The sequence below is a fragment of the Plantactinospora sp. ZYX-F-223 genome, assembly GCF_039649625.1.
Taxonomy (GTDB): Bacteria; Actinomycetota; Actinomycetes; order Mycobacteriales; family Micromonosporaceae; genus Plantactinospora.
On the sequence record NZ_JBDJAV010000009.1, the window covers coordinates 34,524 to 52,182 of the forward strand.

Annotated in this window: 14 protein-coding genes and 1 pseudogene; 6 read left to right on the forward strand and 9 right to left on the reverse strand. The window is 73.2% G+C overall.

Annotated features, from left to right (window positions below; genetic code table 11):
- Positions 1-99: 99 nt before the first annotated feature.
- Together purB and AAH979_RS11325 are read right to left on the reverse strand one after the other, a co-directional pair.
- A complete protein-coding gene (purB, locus tag AAH979_RS11320; protein ID WP_346258034.1) occupies positions 100-1,524 on the reverse strand; it encodes an adenylosuccinate lyase in 1,425 nt (474 codons plus the stop codon).
- A 123-nt stretch (positions 1,525-1,647) separates the two neighbouring features.
- Positions 1,648-2,523, reverse strand: a complete 876-nt coding sequence (locus AAH979_RS11325; RefSeq protein WP_346258035.1) for a hypothetical protein — start codon at positions 2,521-2,523, stop codon at positions 1,648-1,650.
- 219 nt (positions 2,524-2,742) lie between these two features.
- Between AAH979_RS11325 and AAH979_RS11330 the strand changes: the two genes are divergently transcribed.
- On the forward strand, positions 2,743-5,169 hold the full coding sequence (locus AAH979_RS11330) for a sigma-70 family RNA polymerase sigma factor (protein ID WP_346258036.1): 2,427 nt from the start codon (positions 2,743-2,745) through the stop codon (positions 5,167-5,169).
- A gap of 117 nt (positions 5,170-5,286) precedes the next feature.
- Here AAH979_RS11330 and AAH979_RS11335 read toward each other — a convergent pair whose 3' ends face one another.
- From AAH979_RS11335 to AAH979_RS11345, 3 genes and pseudogenes are all read right to left on the reverse strand, one after another.
- On the reverse strand, positions 5,287-7,131 hold the full coding sequence (locus AAH979_RS11335; RefSeq protein WP_346258037.1) for a sugar ABC transporter permease: 1,845 nt from the start codon (positions 7,129-7,131) through the stop codon (positions 5,287-5,289).
- A gap of 381 nt (positions 7,132-7,512) precedes the next feature.
- Positions 7,513-7,599 (reverse strand): annotated as a pseudogene (locus AAH979_RS11340) (GntR family transcriptional regulator); the annotation flags it as partial.
- Between the two features lie 9 nt (positions 7,600-7,608).
- Positions 7,609-8,901 (reverse strand): acetyl-CoA C-acetyltransferase, encoded by a 1,293-nt coding sequence (locus AAH979_RS11345; RefSeq protein WP_346258038.1) that lies wholly within the window; start codon positions 8,899-8,901, stop codon positions 7,609-7,611.
- A gap of 57 nt (positions 8,902-8,958) precedes the next feature.
- Between AAH979_RS11345 and AAH979_RS11350 the strand changes: the two genes are divergently transcribed.
- From AAH979_RS11350 to AAH979_RS11360, 3 genes are all read left to right on the forward strand, one after another.
- Entirely contained in the window at positions 8,959-10,371 is a 1,413-nt protein-coding gene (locus tag AAH979_RS11350; protein WP_346258039.1) for a 3-oxoacyl-ACP reductase, read from the forward strand.
- A complete protein-coding gene (locus AAH979_RS11355; protein WP_346258040.1) occupies positions 10,371-11,294 on the forward strand; it encodes a MaoC/PaaZ C-terminal domain-containing protein in 924 nt (307 codons plus the stop codon). Before AAH979_RS11350 ends, AAH979_RS11355 begins: the two co-directional genes overlap by 1 nt.
- Positions 11,295-11,589: 295 nt before the next feature.
- A complete protein-coding gene (locus AAH979_RS11360) occupies positions 11,590-12,567 on the forward strand; it encodes a right-handed parallel beta-helix repeat-containing protein (RefSeq protein ID WP_346258041.1) in 978 nt (325 codons plus the stop codon).
- 127 nt (positions 12,568-12,694) lie between these two features.
- Here the strand turns inward: AAH979_RS11360 and AAH979_RS11365 are convergent, their stop codons facing one another.
- The 4 genes from AAH979_RS11365 to AAH979_RS11380 form a co-directional block, all read right to left on the reverse strand.
- Entirely contained in the window at positions 12,695-14,245 is a 1,551-nt protein-coding gene (locus AAH979_RS11365; protein ID WP_346258042.1) for a serine hydrolase domain-containing protein, read from the reverse strand.
- Between the two features lie 40 nt (positions 14,246-14,285).
- Entirely contained in the window at positions 14,286-14,609 is a 324-nt protein-coding gene (locus AAH979_RS11370; RefSeq protein ID WP_346258043.1) for a hypothetical protein, read from the reverse strand.
- A complete protein-coding gene (locus AAH979_RS11375) occupies positions 14,606-14,989 on the reverse strand; it encodes a winged helix-turn-helix domain-containing protein (RefSeq protein ID WP_346258044.1) in 384 nt (127 codons plus the stop codon). The genes AAH979_RS11370 and AAH979_RS11375 overlap by 4 nt, the downstream gene beginning before the upstream one ends.
- A 183-nt stretch (positions 14,990-15,172) precedes the next feature.
- The gene (locus AAH979_RS11380; RefSeq protein ID WP_346258045.1) at positions 15,173-15,820 is read right to left on the reverse strand and encodes a TetR/AcrR family transcriptional regulator; all 648 of its coding nucleotides are present in this window, start codon (positions 15,818-15,820) and stop codon (positions 15,173-15,175) included.
- A gap of 96 nt (positions 15,821-15,916) precedes the next feature.
- On the opposite strand from AAH979_RS11380, the gene AAH979_RS11385 reads away from it, so the two are divergent.
- Positions 15,917-16,369 (forward strand): SCP2 sterol-binding domain-containing protein, encoded by a 453-nt coding sequence (locus AAH979_RS11385; protein ID WP_346258046.1) that lies wholly within the window; start codon positions 15,917-15,919, stop codon positions 16,367-16,369.
- A gap of 66 nt (positions 16,370-16,435) precedes the next feature.
- The gene (locus tag AAH979_RS11390; protein ID WP_346258047.1) at positions 16,436-17,650 is read left to right on the forward strand and encodes an acyl-CoA dehydrogenase family protein; all 1,215 of its coding nucleotides are present in this window, start codon (positions 16,436-16,438) and stop codon (positions 17,648-17,650) included.
- The last annotated feature ends 9 nt before the right edge of the window (positions 17,651-17,659 follow it).

A 17,659-nucleotide genomic window follows, 5' to 3' on the forward strand; every position in this document is an offset into this window, starting at 1 on the left:
GCCACCGGGTACACGTGTCGACGGCTGGGCCCGCTCGGCGGGTCGACGGCTGGGCCCGCTCGGCGGGCGCCCGGCGTGTCGGCGCTCAGGGCCGGCGGCTCAGAGGATCGGCGCCGGGTCGTACGCGGCGGCCTCGGGGTGCGCCGCGACCACTGCGGCGATCCGGTCGACCACGGCCCGGACCTGCGCGGACGCCGCCCCGGTGAAGCCGGCGCGGTCGGCGACCAGCTCGTCGATCTCGGGCCGGGTCAGCCCGAGCCGGCCGTCGGCGGCGAGCCGGTCGAAGAGGTCGTTCTCGGCGGCACCCTTCTCCCGCATCGCCAGCGCCACCGCGACCGCGTGCTCCTTGATCACCTCGTGCGCGGTCTCCCGACCGATCCCGCGCCGCACCGCCGCCACCAGGAGCTTGGTGGTGGCCAGGAACGGCAGGTAGCGGTCGAGTTCCCGGGCGATCACCGCCGGGTACGCGCCGAACTCGTCCAACACGGTCAGGAAGGTCTGGAACAGCCCGTCGGTGGCGAAGAACGCGTCCGGCAGCGCGACCCGGCGTACCACCGAGCAGGAGACGTCGCCCTCGTTCCACTGGTCGCCGGCCAGCTCGCCGACCATCGACAGGTAGCCCCGGATGATCACCGCAAAGCCGTTGACCCGTTCGCTGGACCGGGTGTTCATCTTGTGCGGCATCGCGCTGGAGCCGACCTGACCCGGGCGGAAGCCCTCGGTGGCCAGCTCCTGGCCGACCATCAGCCGGATCGTGGTGGCCAGGCTGCTCGGCGCGGCGGCGGCCTGGGCCAGCGCGGAGATCACGTCGAAGTCCAGCGAACGCGGATAGACCTGGCCGACGCTGTCCAGCACGCGGCGGAACCCGAGGTGTTGGGCGACCCGGCGCTCCAGCTCGGCCACCTTCGCCGCGTCCCCGTCGAAGAGGTCGAGCTGGTCGGCGGCGGTGCCGACCGGACCCTTGACGCCGCGCAGCGGATAGCGTCCGATCACGTCGGTCAGCCGCTCGTACCCGATCAGCAGTTCCTCGGCCGCGCTGGCGAACCGCTTGCCCAGCGTGGTCGCCTGGGCGGCGACGTTGTGCGAGCGGCCGGTCATCACCAGGTCAGCGTGCTCGACGGCGAGCCGGGCCAGCCGGGCCAGGGTGGCGACCACCCGGTCCCGGACCAGTTCCAGCGAGGCGCGGATCTGGAGCTGCTCGACGTTCTCGGTCAGGTCCCGGGAAGTCATCCCCTTGTGCACCTGCTCGTGCCCGGCCAGCGCGCTGAACTCCTCGATCCGCGCCTTCACGTCGTGCCGGGTCACCCGCTCCCGGGCCGCGATCGAGGCCAGGTCAACCTGGTCCAGCACCCGCTCGTACGCCTCGACCGCCCCGTCCGGCACCGGCACGCCGAGATCGCGCTGCGCCCGGAGTACGGCCAGCCAGAGCCGGCGCTCCATCCGGATCTTCTCCTCTGGGGACCAGAGGGCGGCCAGCTCGGCCGAGGCGTAGCGGTTGGCGAGGACGTTGGGGATGCTGGTCACCCCGCCATTCTCGACCATCCCGCGACCGACCCGCCTACCGGCCACCGGCCGAGCGGAACCGTCTCGCCCGGGGCCGGTGTCCCAGCCCGCCGCGCGGTGCCCTCAGCCCTCGGTGCCGCGCCCTCAACCCTCCGTGCGGTGCCGGAAGTCGGTGAGGTGCCGGAAGAGCACCTGGGTGGCGGGGATGTCGTCGGGGAGGTCCTGACACCACAGCCGGGCGGTGGCCAGCCCGATCCGGGCCAGCCCACGGGAGAGCACCACCGTACGGTGCGCCAGCTCGGCCGAGGCGGTGGTCGGCACGACGTATCCGCCGGGCCAGAGCCGGATGATCGGCTCGCCGTCGGGAAAACTGGCCCGGAACCGGGTGGCGACCCGGGCCCGGAGCACGGACTCCTCGGCGATCGCCAGGTCTTCCCCGCACTCCGTCGGTGGGATGGCAGGTCCGGCCGCCGGTGGCGGGACGGTACCGGCCGCCGAGGGCGGGACGGCGAGGTCGGCGACCAGCAGCACGTGCCGGTTGCCGAGCGGGACGCCGGCCCGGCAGGCGCGCCGGACGATCTCCTTCAGCACCGCCCGGAGCTGGCCGACGCTGCCGAGCCGGGGCAGCGCGCCGACACAGGCCGCCGCGTGGTCCGGGACGAGGGTCGCGGCGGTCCACGAGTCGCAGAGTGTCCGCACCAGGTGGGCGGGGGGTTCGCCGGCCGGGAGCTGGCGGTACAGCGCGGCGAGGTCGGCGAGGGTGTCGTCGACGCCCATCCCGGCGGCGGCCCTGGCCCGGCCCAGCCGGGTACAGGCCGGCCGTGGATCGCGCGTCTCCGCGATGGCTCTGGTCAGGCTGTCGACCGCAGGCGTCCACCACGCGCCGGTCCGCTCCGGGCAGCGGTGCAGCGCCGCCGCCCGCCACGCCTCACGCAGGACGACCGCCTCGGTGCGGAAGCGGGTGATGGCGCGTGCACGGCGGTGCGCCGCCGTCGGTGTCAGTCGGCGTTCGTCGTCCATCCGGGTTGGTACTCCATTCGTCGCGGCAGTTCCTCTCGTCTAGACGGAGATTGCGGAGGACCGTGACGGCGCCAGGAACAAAAACAGCAAAACGAATAAATGGCGCAGGCAGCTCAACAACACTCCCTCACCTTCTGCCTTTGGCCACTTGCTGTTGGTAGTTTGGTCCCGCCCGCACTGCCCACGACGGATTGACCACACCTCAGGACTTGGCAGGACATGGCGGACGACAACGACAGCGCTGCCGTTGACGTGCGGAGCGACCTACAACTGATCCGGGCCGTTCGAGCCGGTGACACCGACGCCTACGCCACCCTCTACAGCCGGCACGAGGCGGCGGCCCGGCGGCTGGCCCGTACGCTGGATCATCGGCCCTCCGAAGTGGACGAGCTGGTGGCGGAGGCCTTCACCCGGGTCCTCGCCGTACTGCGGGACGGGCTCGGGCCCAGTGCCGCCTTCCGCACCTACCTGCTCACCACCGTGCGCAACGTCTTCTACGACGAGGCCCGCCGCGCCCGCCGGATCGAACTCGTCGACGACGTGGCCCGCCACGATGCCGGCGAACCGTTCACCGACCCCGCCGTGCGGAACCTGGAACAGGCGATGGTCGCCCGGGCGTTCGCCGCGCTGCCCGAACGGTGGCGACTGGTGCTCTGGCACACCGAGGTGGAGGGCGATCCGCCGTCGACGGTCGCGCGCCTGCTCGGCGTCCGCCCCAACACGATCTCGGCGCTCGCCTACCGCGCCCGGGAGCGCCTACGCCAGAACTATCTGCGTGAGCATGCCGCCGCTCGTACCGACGACACCTGCCGCTGGGTCGCCGAGCGGCTCGGCGCGTACGTCCGGAGCGGACTGTCCCGGCGGGAGACAGCCGACGTCGAGAGCCACCTCGCCGGATGCCGGGCCTGCCATCTGCTTTTCGTCGAACTCGGCGACATCAACGCCGGCCTCGGTGCCGTGCTGGCTCCCGCCGTGGTCGGCACGACCGCAGCCGGCGGCTACCTGAGCGCCGGTACGGCGGCTCCGGGCGCCGTGTGGAACCGGGTCCGGCGGGTGGCCCGCCGCCGGGTCACCCAACTCGTCGCGGCCGGCCTGGTCCTCGCCGCCGTGGCGGCGGTCGCGCTGACCCTCACCGGCAACCCGGGGCCGGTCGCCGGACCGGAACAACCGGCCCCGGTACCCCCGACCGGACCGCAGGATCCGGGACAGACCTCCGAGCCCACTCCTGGTCCGCCGGGCCCCACCGAGCCCGGCACCGTCGGCGGTCAGCCGCCGGGCGGGTCGGGTGTGGCGGGCGCGGCGGACGGGGGCCCGCCCGGCGCCGCCGGCCCGGCCAGGCCCGGAGCGGTGGCCGTCGCGCTGGCGCCGGTCGGCACGCTGGTCCGGGGCCGGTCCGCGGTGCTCGCCATGACCGTCACCAACCAGGCCGGGGCGAACGGCGGCGGGGGGCGGCTACCCGGGACGTTCCGGGCCGGACTCGCCGCCGCGACGGGTCCGCTCAGCACCCGGTTGACGCTGCCGAGCGGGATCCGGCTGCGCGCCGGCGCTGCCGGGGACGGCTGGACCTGCACCGCCGGGACCTCCGGCACCTGTCGGCGTGGGCCGCTGGGCCCGGCGTCGTCGAGTACGGCGTACCTGCCGGTCACGGTCGCGGGCACCGCCCGGGGCGGCGCGGTGCGGATCACCCTCGACACGCCCGGCCTGCCGACCCACACCGCGTCGGCCCAACTCACGGTCGCCGGCACCGGTCTCTCCGCGGTCTTCGCCGGTACGGTGCCGGCCCGGCTCACCACCGCCGGCAACTCGCTGCTGTCCTGCCCCGACCTCGACCTCACCTGCCGGGCGGCCCGGTCGGGTCGCCCCGCCCTCGGTCGCGTCGACAACGGCCACTACCTGATGACCCGGTACTCGGCGCCGGGTGCACCGGCCGGCGCGCCCGGCGGAGGAATGGTCAGCGGCGCCACCGTGAGACTGACCGGCCGGGTCCTCTGGGCCGGCCTCTACTGGGCCGGCACCGGGCACTCGCCGGCCAGCCCGACGGCGTACGTCCGGGCACCGGGCGGCACCCGCTACACCCCCGTCCGGGCTTCCCGGGTCGACGACTTCCCGACCACCCTTGAGGGGCGGCGCGGCTACCAGGCGTTCGCCGACGTGACCCGGCTCGCCCGTAGCGCCGGCTCCGGCACCTGGTGGGTCGGCCTGCACCGTGGTGCCTTCCTCGGCGGGATCGGCGCGTTCGGCGGCTGGAGCCTGGTCGCCGTGGTCGCCGACGGGGGCCCAGCCCGGGCCGTCGCGGTGCTCGACGGCGCCCTGGCGCTCCAGCGCAGCGGCTCGGTGGCCGTTCCGTTGCCGGGTGCTCCCGGCGCCGACGCCCAGATCGGGTTCGTCGGCTGGGAGACCGACCGGGCGAGCGTCGGCGACCGGCTCGACATCAACGCCAGCCCGGTCGACCGGAAAAACCCGAACAACACCGCCGCCAGCCGGGCCGACGGTACGGCCGCCGGTTGGAACACCTTCGGTACGGACGCACGGGTACTCCAGACCCGCCTGCCCAGCGACCGACCCGCCGTCGTCACCGCGCGGACCGGTCGGGACGCCTGGCTGCTCGGCGCGCTCGCGATCAGCGCCAAGGCGCCGGCCGGCTAGCCGCGAACGCAGCGGGACCCTTCACCTGTAGGCCAAAGGCGGTCACCGGGCATGGGTAGCGCCTTCCCACGTCCAGGTCACCCTCTGGGCAACACGGGTAGGCAATCGGGCGCGGCGCTACTCCGCCTTCCCCGTCGACGGCGGCTCGGTCTGTGCGGCCCAGGGCGACTGGGATGACTGGGGCGGGTACGGCGACGGCGGCACTCCGTACGACGGCGCCGGGTACGGCTGGGTCGGGGCAGCGTACGGCTGTGCGGGCACCGGCTGGCCGGCGAACCCGACGTGCGGCGGCGGCGGACCGGGCTGCTGCGGCGGCGGACCGGGCTGCTGCGCCGGCTCGGCGGCTGACCGGCCCACCCGGATCGCCAGCCGGTCCAGGTAACCGATCTGGAGCCCGGCGAACGCCAGTAGGAACAACACGAGCAACGGCAGCGGCAGGACCAGGCCCAGGAAGCCGGTGCCCCGGTTGCCGAACTCGGCCATCAGCATCTCGGCCAGCAACGGGGCCGACGCGTTCTCCGGGTCGGACGTGACCAGGCGGGCCCACAACGGCTGCTCGGCGCTGAACAGCCAGGTCAGCAGGAGCGCGACGGCCAGCATCGGCAGTGCCGGCAGCAGCAGGGTACGGACGCCGTCCCCGCCGGCCCGCCACTTCTGCTGCTGTCCCCGGAACAGCAGGGTGAAGACGAACAGCGCCGGTACGCTGAGCCAGACCGGCGGGATCATCCCGAGGAACGTGTTGACCTGGTCGTTTTCGCTGACCCGCTTGAACCCGGCGACGGCCAGTGGACCGATGCCGACGAAGAGCCACGGCGCGAACGGCAGGAGGAGCAACTCGCTCCACCGGCCGAGCGGGCGCAGCGCCCCGATGCCGAACCCGGCCACCGCCGCCAGCCCGACCGACACCAGCGCCGAGACGAACGGTGGCAGCCAGGTGTTGACGAGTACGCCCGCCGTGCTGACCCCGCCGGGCAGGTCGGCCCCGGTGAAGGCATGCCGCAGCCAGGGCGCGGAGGCCCAGCCGAAGACCCCGAGCACGACGACCAGCGCCGCGATGACGATTCCGAGGTGGACAGCGGAGTGGCCGCGCACCGGAGCCGGCGGGCCGCCGGGCCGGTCCCGCCAACCGTCGAACTCGATCCGGGTACGGCTGGTCAGCAGCAACCCGGTCGCGGCGAGCCCGAGCCCGCCGAGTACGACCAGCAGCAGCGTGGCGGTGGCCGCACCCAGGCCGAGCCGGAAGGTGGTGAAGCTCGTCTGCATCGTCCCGAGGACCGGTGTCATGGTCGAACGCGCCGGCCCGCCGTTGGTGAGCAGCGCCGGTGCGGTGAAGATCTGGAGTGACAGGGCGAGCACGGCCAAGCCGACCAGCCCACCGACGGTGAGCAGGGCCGGAGTCGGCCAACGGCCCCGTTCCCGCTGCCGCAGCGCACTCAGGAATGCCGTCGCGGCGACCGCCACCACCAGCCCGAACGAGGTCGCCGCGAGTACCCAGGTCAGCTCGAACCGCGCGCCGTCGGCGAGCGAGCCCGACTCGGCCAGCCGCAGCCGCCAGCCGAGGAACACCGCGACCGGGGCGTACCCGGCGATCGGCACGGCCAGCACCGCCCGGGTGAGCAGCCGACCCAGCCGGCCGGCCCGGTCGGCGACCAGCGCCAGCAGCGGCGCGACCAGCAACGCAAACGCGAGCGGCAGCAGACCGAGCAGCAGTGCCAACCCGAGCTGGCCCAGGAACCCGTCTTCGAAGACCGCCTGATAGTTCTCGATCCCGGCCGATCGGGGCTCGCTGAAGAGGTTCTCGTGCCGGAAGCTGGTCAGTACGGTGGAGGCGGTCGGTACGACGTACGACCAGATCAGCGCGATCAGCGCCGGCAGCAGCAGCGCCAGGCCGAGCAGCGCACGCCCCGCCGAGCCCGCTCCAGCCTGCGGAGCCGGATACTGCCCGGCCGGCGGAACCGGCACCGTCCCGGATGATTGCCCTGGATAGCCCATCGCGTATGCCCCCGCTGCTCGCCTGTCCGGCCACCGCGACCGTACCGGCCGTCGGCAACGGGTGCGAAGAACGCCGCGCCGTCCACCCAGGAGTTGCCGATTCCGGCAATTCCGGGTCAGTCGGCCCGACTGCCCGGCGACGAGGCTGCCGGCGTTGCCGGTTCGGCGAGGGGTGGCGTTGCCCGTCTACGAGACTGTCGAGCTGCCCCGCTTGCGCTCCCGCCGCGGCCACAACCGCAGACCACTGCCCCCGGACAGCCTCACGACCGAGACCTGGACGCCAGAGGCGTTATGGCTCCCCGGTAACGCCTCTGGCCTCCAGGTCACCGATCTGACGGTCTCCGCCGGGATGCCCTGGCGGTACTGGAGTTCGTGCACGTGGCTGCCCTTGATCAGGATCGACACCTCGACCGGGCGGCCGGACTCGGCACGGATGACGGCGCCCGCTCAGCGTTCCAGGATCGCCACCACGCCCTGACCGCCGGCCGCGCAGATCGAGATCAGCCCGCGCCCCGAGCCGCGCTCGGCGAGCAGCTTGGCCAGGGTGGCCACGATCCGGCCGCCGGTCGCGGCGAACGGGTGGCCGGCGGCCAGCGACGAGCCGTTGACGTTCAGCTTCGCGGGGTCGATCGATCCCAGCGGGGCGTCCAGGCCGAGCCGGTCCGTGCAGAACTCCGGCGATTCCCAGGCGGCCAGGGTGGCCAGCACCTGCGAGGCGAACGCCTCGTGGATCTCGATGTAGTCGAAGTCGGCCAGGGTCAGCCCGGCCCGGGCGAGCAGCCGGGGCACGGCGTACGCGGGGGCCATCAGCAGCCCCTCGTCACCGTGTACGAAGTCGACCGCGGCGGTCGCCGACGGGCCGAACCAGGCCAGTACCGGCAGGTTGTGTGCCTTGGCCCACTCCTCGGAGGCGAGCAGCACAGTCGACGCCCCGTCGGTGAGCGGGGAGGAGTTGCCGGCGGTCATGCTGGCGTGCTCGGCGTCCGGTCCCCGGGTACCGAAGACCGGCTTGAGCCTGCCGAGCTTCTCCACGCTGGTGTCGGGTCGGAGGTTCTGGTCCCGGGTCAGCCCGAGGTACGGCGTGACCAGGTCGTCGAAGAACCCGCGGTCGTACGCGGCGGCGAGCCGCTGGTGCGAGCGGACCGCCAACTCGTCCTGGGCCTGCCGGTCGACGTTCCACCGCCGGGCGGTGATCGCCGCGTGCTCCCCCATCGACAGCCCGGTACGCGGCTCCGCGTTGCGCGGGATCTCCGGCCGGAACGGTTGGCCGGGGCGCAACCGGGTGGCGGCCTTCAGGCGCCCGCCCAGGGTACGGGCGGCGTTGATCTCCAGCAGGGTGCGCCGCAGATCCTCGTTGACCGCCAGCGGCGCGTCCGAGGTGGTGTCCACGCCACCGGCGACCCCGACCTCAAGCTGGCCGAGCGCGATCTTGTTGGCGACCAGGATCGTCGCCTCCAGGCCGGTGCCGCAGGCCTGCTGGAGGTCGTACGCCGGGGTGCGCGGGTCGAGCCGGGAGCCGAGCACCACCTCCCGGGTGAGGTTGAAGTCCTTCGAGTGCTTGAGTACCGCACCGGCGGCCACCTCGCCGAGCCGCTCGCCGGCCAGGCCGAACCGGGCGATCAACCCGTCCAGGGCGGCGGTCAGCATGTCCTGGTTGGACGCCTTGGCGTACCGCCCGCCTGAGCGGGCGAACGGGATCCGGTTGCCTCCGAGGACCGCGACGCGACGTACGGCTTCCATGGTGACGCCTCCAGAACGCAGGGTTGTTCCTACCTTACCCGCGAGTAGGCTACGGTCATGAGCGACAGGTACGCGAGCTTCGCCCACACCGGTCCCGGCCGGGCGCTGGTCAAGCGCCTCGGCCTGCCCGACCCGCCCAAGCTGCGCCGCTACCACCCCGGCGACCCGCTGACGCACGGCCCGGTACGCCTCGACGCCGCCTCCGGCGGCCGCCTGGTCGAACCGCTGGCCAAGCTGCTCACCTCGGCCGGCGTCGAGATCACCGACCCGGCGGCCACCGCGACCGGCCCGACCGCGACCGCCACCCCGACCGACCCGGGCGCCACCGCGACAAAGCCGGGCGACGGTGCGGGCCGGGTGCCGCCACAGGCCGCCCTGCTCTACGACGCCACCGGCATCACCGACTCCTCGGGGCTGCGCGCGCTCTTCGACTTCTTCCACCCGCTGGCCCGGGCGCTGCGCCCGTCCGGCCGGGTGGTCGTCTTCGGCACCCCGCCGGAGTCCTGCGGCACGCCCCGGGAGGCGACCGCGCAGCGCGCCCTCGAAGGGCTGACCCGGAGCATCGGCAAGGAGTTCGGCCGGGGTACGACCGCGCAGCTCGTCTACGTCGTGCCGGGTGCCGAACGGGCCGTCGAGTCGACCCTGCGCTTCCTGCTCTCCGGCCGCTCGGCGTACGTCTCCGGGCAGGTGGTCCGGATCGGCCCGGCCGAGGTGCCGGAGGTCGACTGGGCCCGCCCGTTGGAGGGCCGGATCGCGCTGGTCACCGGGGCCGCCCGGGGGATCGGGGCGAAGGTCGCCGAGGTACTGGCGGCCGACGGTGCCCAGGTGGTGGCGCTGGACGTACCGGCGGCCGGTGACGCGCTCGCCGAGGTCGCCAACGCCGTCGGCGGTACGGCGGTACAGCTCGACCTGACCGCACCCGACGCGCCGCTGCGGCTCGCCGACCACCTGGCCGACCGGCACGGCCGGGTGGACGTGCTGGTGCACAACGCCGGGATCACCCGGGACAAGACGCTGGGCCGGATGAGCCCGGACTGGTGGGACTCGGTGCTGGAGGTCAACCTCACCAGCCAGGAGCGGATCAACGACGTACTGCTGGACCGCGAGTTGATCCCGCGCGGCGGGCGTCTGATCGGAGTCTCCTCGATCGCCGGGATCGCCGGCAACCGGGGCCAGACCAACTACGCGACCTCGAAGGCCGGGGTGATCGGCCTGGTGCACTCGATGGCTCCGGTGCTCGCCGAGCGCGGCATCACCGTCAACGCGGTCGCACCGGGCTTCATCGAGACCCGGCTGACCGCCCGGATCCCGCTGGTGCTCCGCGAGGCCGGCCGGCGGATGAACAGCATGGCGCAGGGCGGCCTGCCGGTCGACGTCGCACAGGCCATCGCCTGGTTCGCCTCGCCCGGCTCGGCCGGCGTCACCGGCAACGTGGTGCGGGTCTGCGGCCAGAGCCTGCTGGGGGCCTGATGTCCGAGCTGCCGAACGCCACCGAGGGGCCGCACGGCGAGCCCGGGAGAGCGCCGGAGAAGTCCGGGGTCGAGTTGGCGGCGCTGCCGGCCGCCGGGCCGCTCTACCGGCGGGCGGCGATCGGGCTGGCCCCGAGGTTCGGTCCGGCCCGGCGCGCCGACCGGCTCCCCGAGACCGAACTGCTGGTCCGGGAAGTCGCGGTCGACCGGGAGCACCTGGCGGCGTACGACCGGGTGTGCGGGTTCCGGCTCGCCGACGCGCTGCCGCCGACCTATCCGCACGTACTCGCCTTCCCGCTGGCCCTGCGCCTGATGAGCGCACCGGAGTTTCCGCTGCCCATGGTCGGCCTGGTGCACGTGGCGAACCGGATCACCACCTACCGCCGCGTGGACGCGGCGGAGCCGCTGGACCTCGCGGTCCGCGCCGTCGACCTGCGCCCGCACGACCGGGGCCGGCAGTTCGACGTGGTCTGCACCGCCTCGGCCGGCGGGGAGGTGGTGTGGCGCGGCGTGTCGACGTACTTGCGGCGGGAGCGTACGGCGGCCGACGGCGGCCGACGCGACGCCACGGAGCGACCGGCCCCGCCGGCCCCGACCGCGCTGTGGCGGGTGGACTCCCGGGTGGGCCGGGACTACGCCCGGGTCTCCGGCGACCACAACCCGATCCACACCTCGCGGATCGCCGCCCGGCTGTTCGGCTTCCCCCGGCCGATCGCGCACGGCATGTGGAGCAAGGCCCGGTGCCTGGCCGCGCTGGAGGGACGGCTGCCCGACGCGTACACCGTGGACGTGGCGTTCAAGCTGCCCGTGCCGCTGCCCGGGACGGTCGCGTTCTCCGCGACCCCGGGCTGGAGCTTCGGGCTGCACGATCCGTCGCGCGGCCGTCCCTACCTGCTCGGCGAGGTGGCCGCGCCCCGGGACTGATCCGGACGGGCCCCAGGACTGGTCGGGGTCGCCGCGACCCAGGACTGATGCGGGTGATCCGGACTGATCACTCTCTCGGGCCAAGCCCGACAGGACGGAACAAACATCGAGATTTGTCGTTGACACGACTGATGCACATCGATAGTCTTCGCTTGATGCTGGAAAGCGCTTTCCAGCTCCCGTCCCCAGTGCGGTCCGGACCCGCCGGCCGCACCGTCCACTCACCGCTGGCGGCGTCCGCGTCCCACCCGCGACCCGGCCGCCGGGGTGGACCACTTCCGCTCGGAGGTTTCCTGTGTCCAGCACCGAATCCACCACCCGCCGTACCCGGCGGCTCTCCCGGCTCCCGCTGCTCGCTGCGGCCACCGCCGCCACGCTCGTGGGCAGTTCCCTGGTCGCCATGCCCAGCGCGTCGGCCGCCTCGTTCAACATGCAGGGTTGGGCGACCCAGTGCGGCGGCACCACCGGCGGCGGCAACGCCTCCCCGGTGACGGTCACCAGCGGCAGCCAACTGGTCAGCGAGATGCAGGCCAGCGGCGCGCGCGTGATCCGAGTCTCCGGCAGCCTGTCGATCAGCGGCATGCAGAAGGTCGCCGCCAACAAGACCATCATCGGTGTGGGCAGCGGTGCCGCCATCACCGGTGGCGGGCTCAACGTCGCCAGCGTCAGCAACGTCATCATCCGGAACATCAACTTCCGGAACTGGAGCGACGACGCGATCAACGTGCAGTACTCGACCCGGGTCTGGATCGACCACAACAGCTTCACCAACGGCAACGACGGCGCGGTCGACATCAAGCGCGCTTCGGACTGCGCCACCGTCTCCTGGAACCGGGTCTACGGCCACGACAAGTCGTTCCTGCTCGGCCACTCCGACGACAACGCGGGCGAGGACTCCGGCAAGCTGCGCGTGACGTACCACCACAACTGGTTCGACGGCTCCAACCAGCGCCACCCCCGGGTCCGGTTCGGCAACCCGGTGCACGTCTTCAACAACTACTACAACAACGTCGGCGGCTACGGCGTCGCCTCGACCGAGGGCGCCGGTGTGCTCGTCGAGGGCAACTACTTCGAGAACACCGACGACCCGTACCACCTCGGCGAGGCCAGCTCCGGCCCCGGCACCCTGGTCGCCCGGAACAACCACTTCGTGAACTCGGGTAGCGGCCAGGCCGGCGGCAGTGTCCGGAGCCTTCCGTACAGCGTCAGCGTCGACCCGGCCGCCAACGTCAAGTCCATCGTCACCGGCGGCGCCGGCACCGGCCGGATCTGACCGTCGGCACGGCGTCGGCCGATCCGACCCGCGCCACCGGCGACGTGACGGGTGCTCCGGTCCCACCGGGCCGGAGCACCCGTACCCCCGTTTCCGCCGCCGGTGCGCTCCCCGCAAGCGCGGCCGGTCAGCCGACCGCCTCGTAGCGCGGCCGCTTGACCGGCACCCGGGACCGGCCGGTCAGAGCGACGGCCGCGACGCCGACCCGGGCGAGGGCCAGCAGGCCGGCCAGCACCGCCACCGCCACCGTCGCGTCAGCGACGTCCGGGGCGAAGAGCCGCACCTGGGCCCGGCCGGCGCCGTCCCAGGCCGCCGGGACCACCCGGGTCACCGCGGCGGCCAGCGCGGCGCAGCCGGCGACCCAGCCGAGCGTTCCGGCGACGGTCCGCCGGCCCGACCGCGCCGGCCCGACCGGCCGGCGGACTGACCGGACCACCGACCAGACCAGCAGGCCGAGCAGGAGTACGGCGACCGCGACCAGCCCGCCGAGCAGTCGGGTGAAGGTGGGATCCCTCGCCGCCCCGACCTCCGGCTCGCCGCCGGCCAGGATCCGGGCGACGTTGAAGGCGGCCGCGACCAGCGGGCCGTCCATCATCAGGCTGTAGATGTTGGCCAGCACCACCACGGCCAGGTCCGATCCGGGTACCAGCAGGATGTGGCCGAACGAGTTGGCCGTCGCCCCGGCGTGCCAGACGATCCGCTCGGCCGGATCGCCGAGCGTGCCGTCCCGCCAACCCATGGCGTACCGGCCGCCGCCGGCTGGGACCTGGCCGGCGTGCAACCGGGCGACGCCCTGCGGCGACAGGATCGCGCGGCCGGCGTACCGGCCGTCGGCGAGCTGGGCCGTGGCGTAGTGGGTCAGGTCGGTCAGGCTCGCCGCCAGGAAACCGTACGACACCCCCGAGCCGTCGAAGGGCGGGGCGAAGCGCTGCGGGCGGCCGAAATAGTAGCGGTGCCCGGGCGGCACGCCGACCGCCGCCGCCTCGGCCGCGGTGGCGGCGGAGTCCACCATCCCGAGCGGATCGAGTACCTGCCGGCGGAGGTATCCGCCGTAGGTCTCCCCGGTCACCTCCTCGACCAGTACGCCCAGGATCATGTAGTTGGCGTCGCTGTACTGGTGCACCGTGCCCGGCTCGGCGGTCGGCCGGACCGCCGCCAGGTCCCGTACCGAGCGGGCCAGGGCGCCGGGCGTGTTGTCGTACCGGTCGGTGAGCCCCATCGCCACCACCTGCGGCAGCCCGGTGGTCTGGATCAGCAGTTGCCGTACGGTGATCCGGGCCGCGACCGAGTCGTCGGCCAGTCGCAGCCACGGGACGTACCGGCGGACCGGTGCGTCCAGCTCGACCCGACCGGCCTCGACGAGTTGCATCACCGCCAGCGCGGTGAACGACTTCGTCACCGAGCCGAGCACGAACGGCGTACGCGGGGTGATCCGTTCTCCGTCCCCGTCGACGCCCCAGGCGCCCTGCCCGACGACCTGCTCGCCACGCACCACCGCGTACGCCAGCCCGGGCGTCCGTACCTCGGACATGTACTCCCGCAGGTAGCTCTCCACCCGGACCATCTCCTCCGGCGGCGGCGCCCCGGCCGCCGGACCGATCCCGGTAGCCACCGCCGTCGGCAGGGCGACCAATGCCGCCAGCACCGGCAGGACGGCGTCTCGCAGCCTGTCGCTCATTTCGGTTTCCTCCCCCGTGGAAAGTGCCGCCGGCCGGTGCTCAGCCGATCTGGCTGAGCAGCCGTTCCAGCTCGGCCAGGCGCTGCTTGACCTCGGTCATCTCGTCGCGGGTGCCGCGCAGTTCGGCACGCAGCCCGGTCAGTTCCTCGGCGGTCGCCGCGGTGGCCTCCGCCGTCCGGGTCTCCGCCTCGACGACCCGCTCGACCAGGACGCGGTACGCCGCCTCCCCGGCCGTGCTGCGCCGGGCCCGGTAGAAGCCCAGGCCGACGAAGCCGACGACGGCGGCCAGCGCCACCGCCAGCGCGGCCGACGCGATCGTGGCGGTCTGCGCGATGTCCAGGTCGGCTGCCAACAGTGTGGTCACGTGCTCGTGTCCTCTCCCGATCCGCCCGCTGCCGGGCCCTTCTGCCCTGTCCCGCCCGCTCCCGGCTCCGCCGCCCCCAGCGTCGCGACGGCGTCGGCGAGCAACTGCGGGGTGAGCGTCAGCGCGAACGGCACCACCTCGAAGTACTTCACCGAGCTGCCATCCCGGGCCGTCTCCAGTTCGCCGACGACCAACCCGGCCGCCTCCAGCCGCTGGAGGTGCATGTAGAGCAGCGGCCGGTTCATCCCCAGCCGGCGGGCGAGCTGGCTGACGTAGCTGCGGCCCTCGACGAGGGCCGCCACGATCCGCAGCCGGTGCGGGCTGGCCAGCGCGGTGAGCATCCGCAGCAACTGCTCCCCCGAGGGCGGGGCCTGATCCATGCGTCCGGTTCCCTTTCCGGGCGTCAGATGAGACTGACACCCCCTGTCAGATGAGACTGACACCCTGGACCGCAGACGTCAAGCAGCGGATTCACGACAGCGTCGCGCCCGCCCAGGAGGCGGAAGGGATGGCGGCCAGTCCGTCGGGGCGGCCGGTGGCCAGTCCGTCGGAGCGGACAGCGGTCAGTCCGTCGGGGCGGACGGTGGTCGCCAGAGGCGGCCGGCGAGCAGGTTGCCGGCGCCGGTCCAGGCGAAGGCCATCATCCGGCCCGCCATCGCGTCCGGGTCGGCCTCGGGGTGGTCGGCCAACCAGTCCGCGACCGACTCTGCGGCACCGACCAGGGCGTACGCCATGACCTCCAGCTCGGGTGCGCGGACCTCGCGGCCGTCGGCGGCCAGCCCCCGGGCGAGCATCCCGGCGACCACCTCGATGATCCGGCTCCGCATCGCGGTCAGTTCGCCGGCAAACGGCCGCTCGCCCCGGGCCTGCCGGTAGAGGACGGCCCAACCGTCCCGGTGCGCCCCGACGAACCGGAAGAACGCCCGCAGGCCGCGCCAGAGCCGCTCCTCGAACGGCACGTCCGGTACGACCGCGCCGACGATCGCCTCCACCAGCCGGGTCCCCTCCCGGTGCAGGCAGGCGGTGAAAAGCTCCTCCTTGGACCCGAGATAGGCGTAGACCATGGGTTTGGAGATGCCCGCCTCGTCGGCGACCTCGTCCATGCTCGCCGCGTGGAAGCCGCGCCGGGAGAAGACCTTGACCGCGGCGTCGAGCATCTGCTGCTCCCGTACGGCCCGGGGCAGCCGCCGGAAGGCGGGCGGAGTCGACACCTTGCGAGCTTACCTACTCGTGCGTAAGGTTACGCGCGAGTAACCAATAATGTTGACCGGAAAGCGACCATCACCAGCAGCCCGGAGGGCCTTCGCATGACCGACTTCGACCCGGCGAACTTCGCCTCGCTCGAGCCCAAGCAGTTCGCCCAGATCGTCAAGTCCACCCCGGACGACAAGCTGGCCGAGGTGATGAGCGGCGACCTGCGCGGCAACGTGCTCGACGCGGTGTTCGGCCGGATGCCGACGCTGTTCCGGGCCGACCGGGCCGGCAACACCAACACGGTCCTGCACTGGACCATCACCGGCCGGCCCGACGGCGGCTCCGACACCTACGAGATCGTCATCGAGAACGGGGCCTGCCAGGTCTCGGAGACGCCGCAGCGGGACCCGAAGCTCACCCTCACGATGGGCCCGGTCGAGTTCCTCAAGATCGTTTCCGGTGGCGCCAACCCGGTGATGATGTTCATGACCGGCAAGCTGAAGGCAAAGGGTGACCTCGGGCTGGCGGCCAACATCGCCAACCTGTTCGACATCCCGAAGGCCTGACCCCGACACCGGGCCGGCCGAGCCGGCACCGGGGACCGACCCGACGACCGACGACGAGGGGACGGCGTGACCGAGTTCTCGCTCGACCTGAACGAAGAGCAGCGGGACCTGCGCGACTGGGTGCACGGCTTCGCCGCCGAGATCGTCCGCCCGGCCGCCGCCGAGTGGGACGCCCGCGAGGAGACCCCCTGGCCGGTGATCCAGGAGGCGGCGAAGGTCGGACTGTACGGCTTCGAGTTCATCGCGAACTGCTGGGCCGACCCGACCGGTCTCTCCCTGCCGCTCGCCAACGAGGAACTCTTCTGGGGCGACGCCGGGATCGGCATGGCGCTGTTCGGCACCACCCTCGCGGTCGCCGCGATCTACGGCTCCGGCACCCCCGAGCAACTGGTCGAATGGGTGCCGCAGTGCTACGGCGACACCGACCGGCCGGCGGTGGCGGCGTTCTGCACCACCGAGCCGGAGGCCGGGTCGGACGTCTCCGCCATGCGTACCCGGGCCCGCTACGACGAGGCCACCGACGAGTGGGTGCTGACCGGGCAGAAGGCGTACGCCACCAACGGCGGGATCGCCGCCGTGCACGTGGTGACCGCCTCGGTGGAGCCGGAACTCGGCTCCCGGGGGCAGGCCGCGTTCGTGGTGCCGCCCGGTACCGAGGGACTGACCGCGACCAAGAAGCTGCGCAAGCTCGGCCTGCGCGCCTCGCACACCGCCGACGTCTTTTTGGACGAGGTACGCGTGCCGGGCCGCTGCCTGCTCGGCGGGCGCGAGGCACTGCGCGAACGGCTCGACCGGGCCCGCTCCGGCCAGCGTGGCAACAGCCAGGCGGCGATGCGTACCTTCGAACTCTCCCGGCCCACCGTCGGCGCCCAGGCGATCGGGGTGGCCCGGGCGGCGTACGAATACTCCCTGGCGTACGCCCAGGAGCGGGTCCAGTTCGGCCGGCCGATCATCGAGAACCAGGCGATCGCGTTCCAGCTCGCGGACATGCGGATGGAGATCGACGCCGCCCGGCTGCTGGTCTGGCGGGCCGCCTGGATGGGGCGCAACAACCGCCCGTTCAGCGCGGGTGAGGGCTCGATGTCCAAGCTCAAGGCCGGCGAGGTGGCGGTCTCGGTGACCGAGAAGGCGGTGCAGATCCTCGGCGGCGCCGGCTACCTGCGCGAGCACCCGGTCGAACGCTGGTACCGGGACGCCAAGATCTACACCATCTTCGAGGGGACCTCGGAGATCCAGCGGCTGGTCATCTCCCGGGCCATCTCCGGGCGCCAGATCCGCTGACCAGCCCGG

Coding starts and splice junctions, on each gene's coding strand:
- AAH979_RS11345 (WP_346258038.1), bottom strand. CDS start 8,901: ATGGAAGCCGTACGTCGCGTCGCGGTCCTCGGAGGCAACCGGATCCCG.
- AAH979_RS11385 (WP_346258046.1), top strand. CDS start 15,917: ATGACCGACTTCGACCCGGCGAACTTCGCCTCGCTCGAGCCCAAGCAG.
- AAH979_RS11365 (WP_346258042.1), bottom strand. CDS start 14,245: ATGAGCGACAGGCTGCGAGACGCCGTCCTGCCGGTGCTGGCGGCATTG.
- AAH979_RS11325 (WP_346258035.1), bottom strand. CDS start 2,523: ATGGACGACGAACGCCGACTGACACCGACGGCGGCGCACCGCCGTGCA.
- AAH979_RS11350 (WP_346258039.1), top strand. CDS start 8,959: ATGAGCGACAGGTACGCGAGCTTCGCCCACACCGGTCCCGGCCGGGCG.
- AAH979_RS11375 (WP_346258044.1), bottom strand. CDS start 14,989: ATGGATCAGGCCCCGCCCTCGGGGGAGCAGTTGCTGCGGATGCTCACC.
- AAH979_RS11330 (WP_346258036.1), top strand. CDS start 2,743: ATGGCGGACGACAACGACAGCGCTGCCGTTGACGTGCGGAGCGACCTA.
- AAH979_RS11355 (WP_346258040.1), top strand. CDS start 10,371: ATGTCCGAGCTGCCGAACGCCACCGAGGGGCCGCACGGCGAGCCCGGG.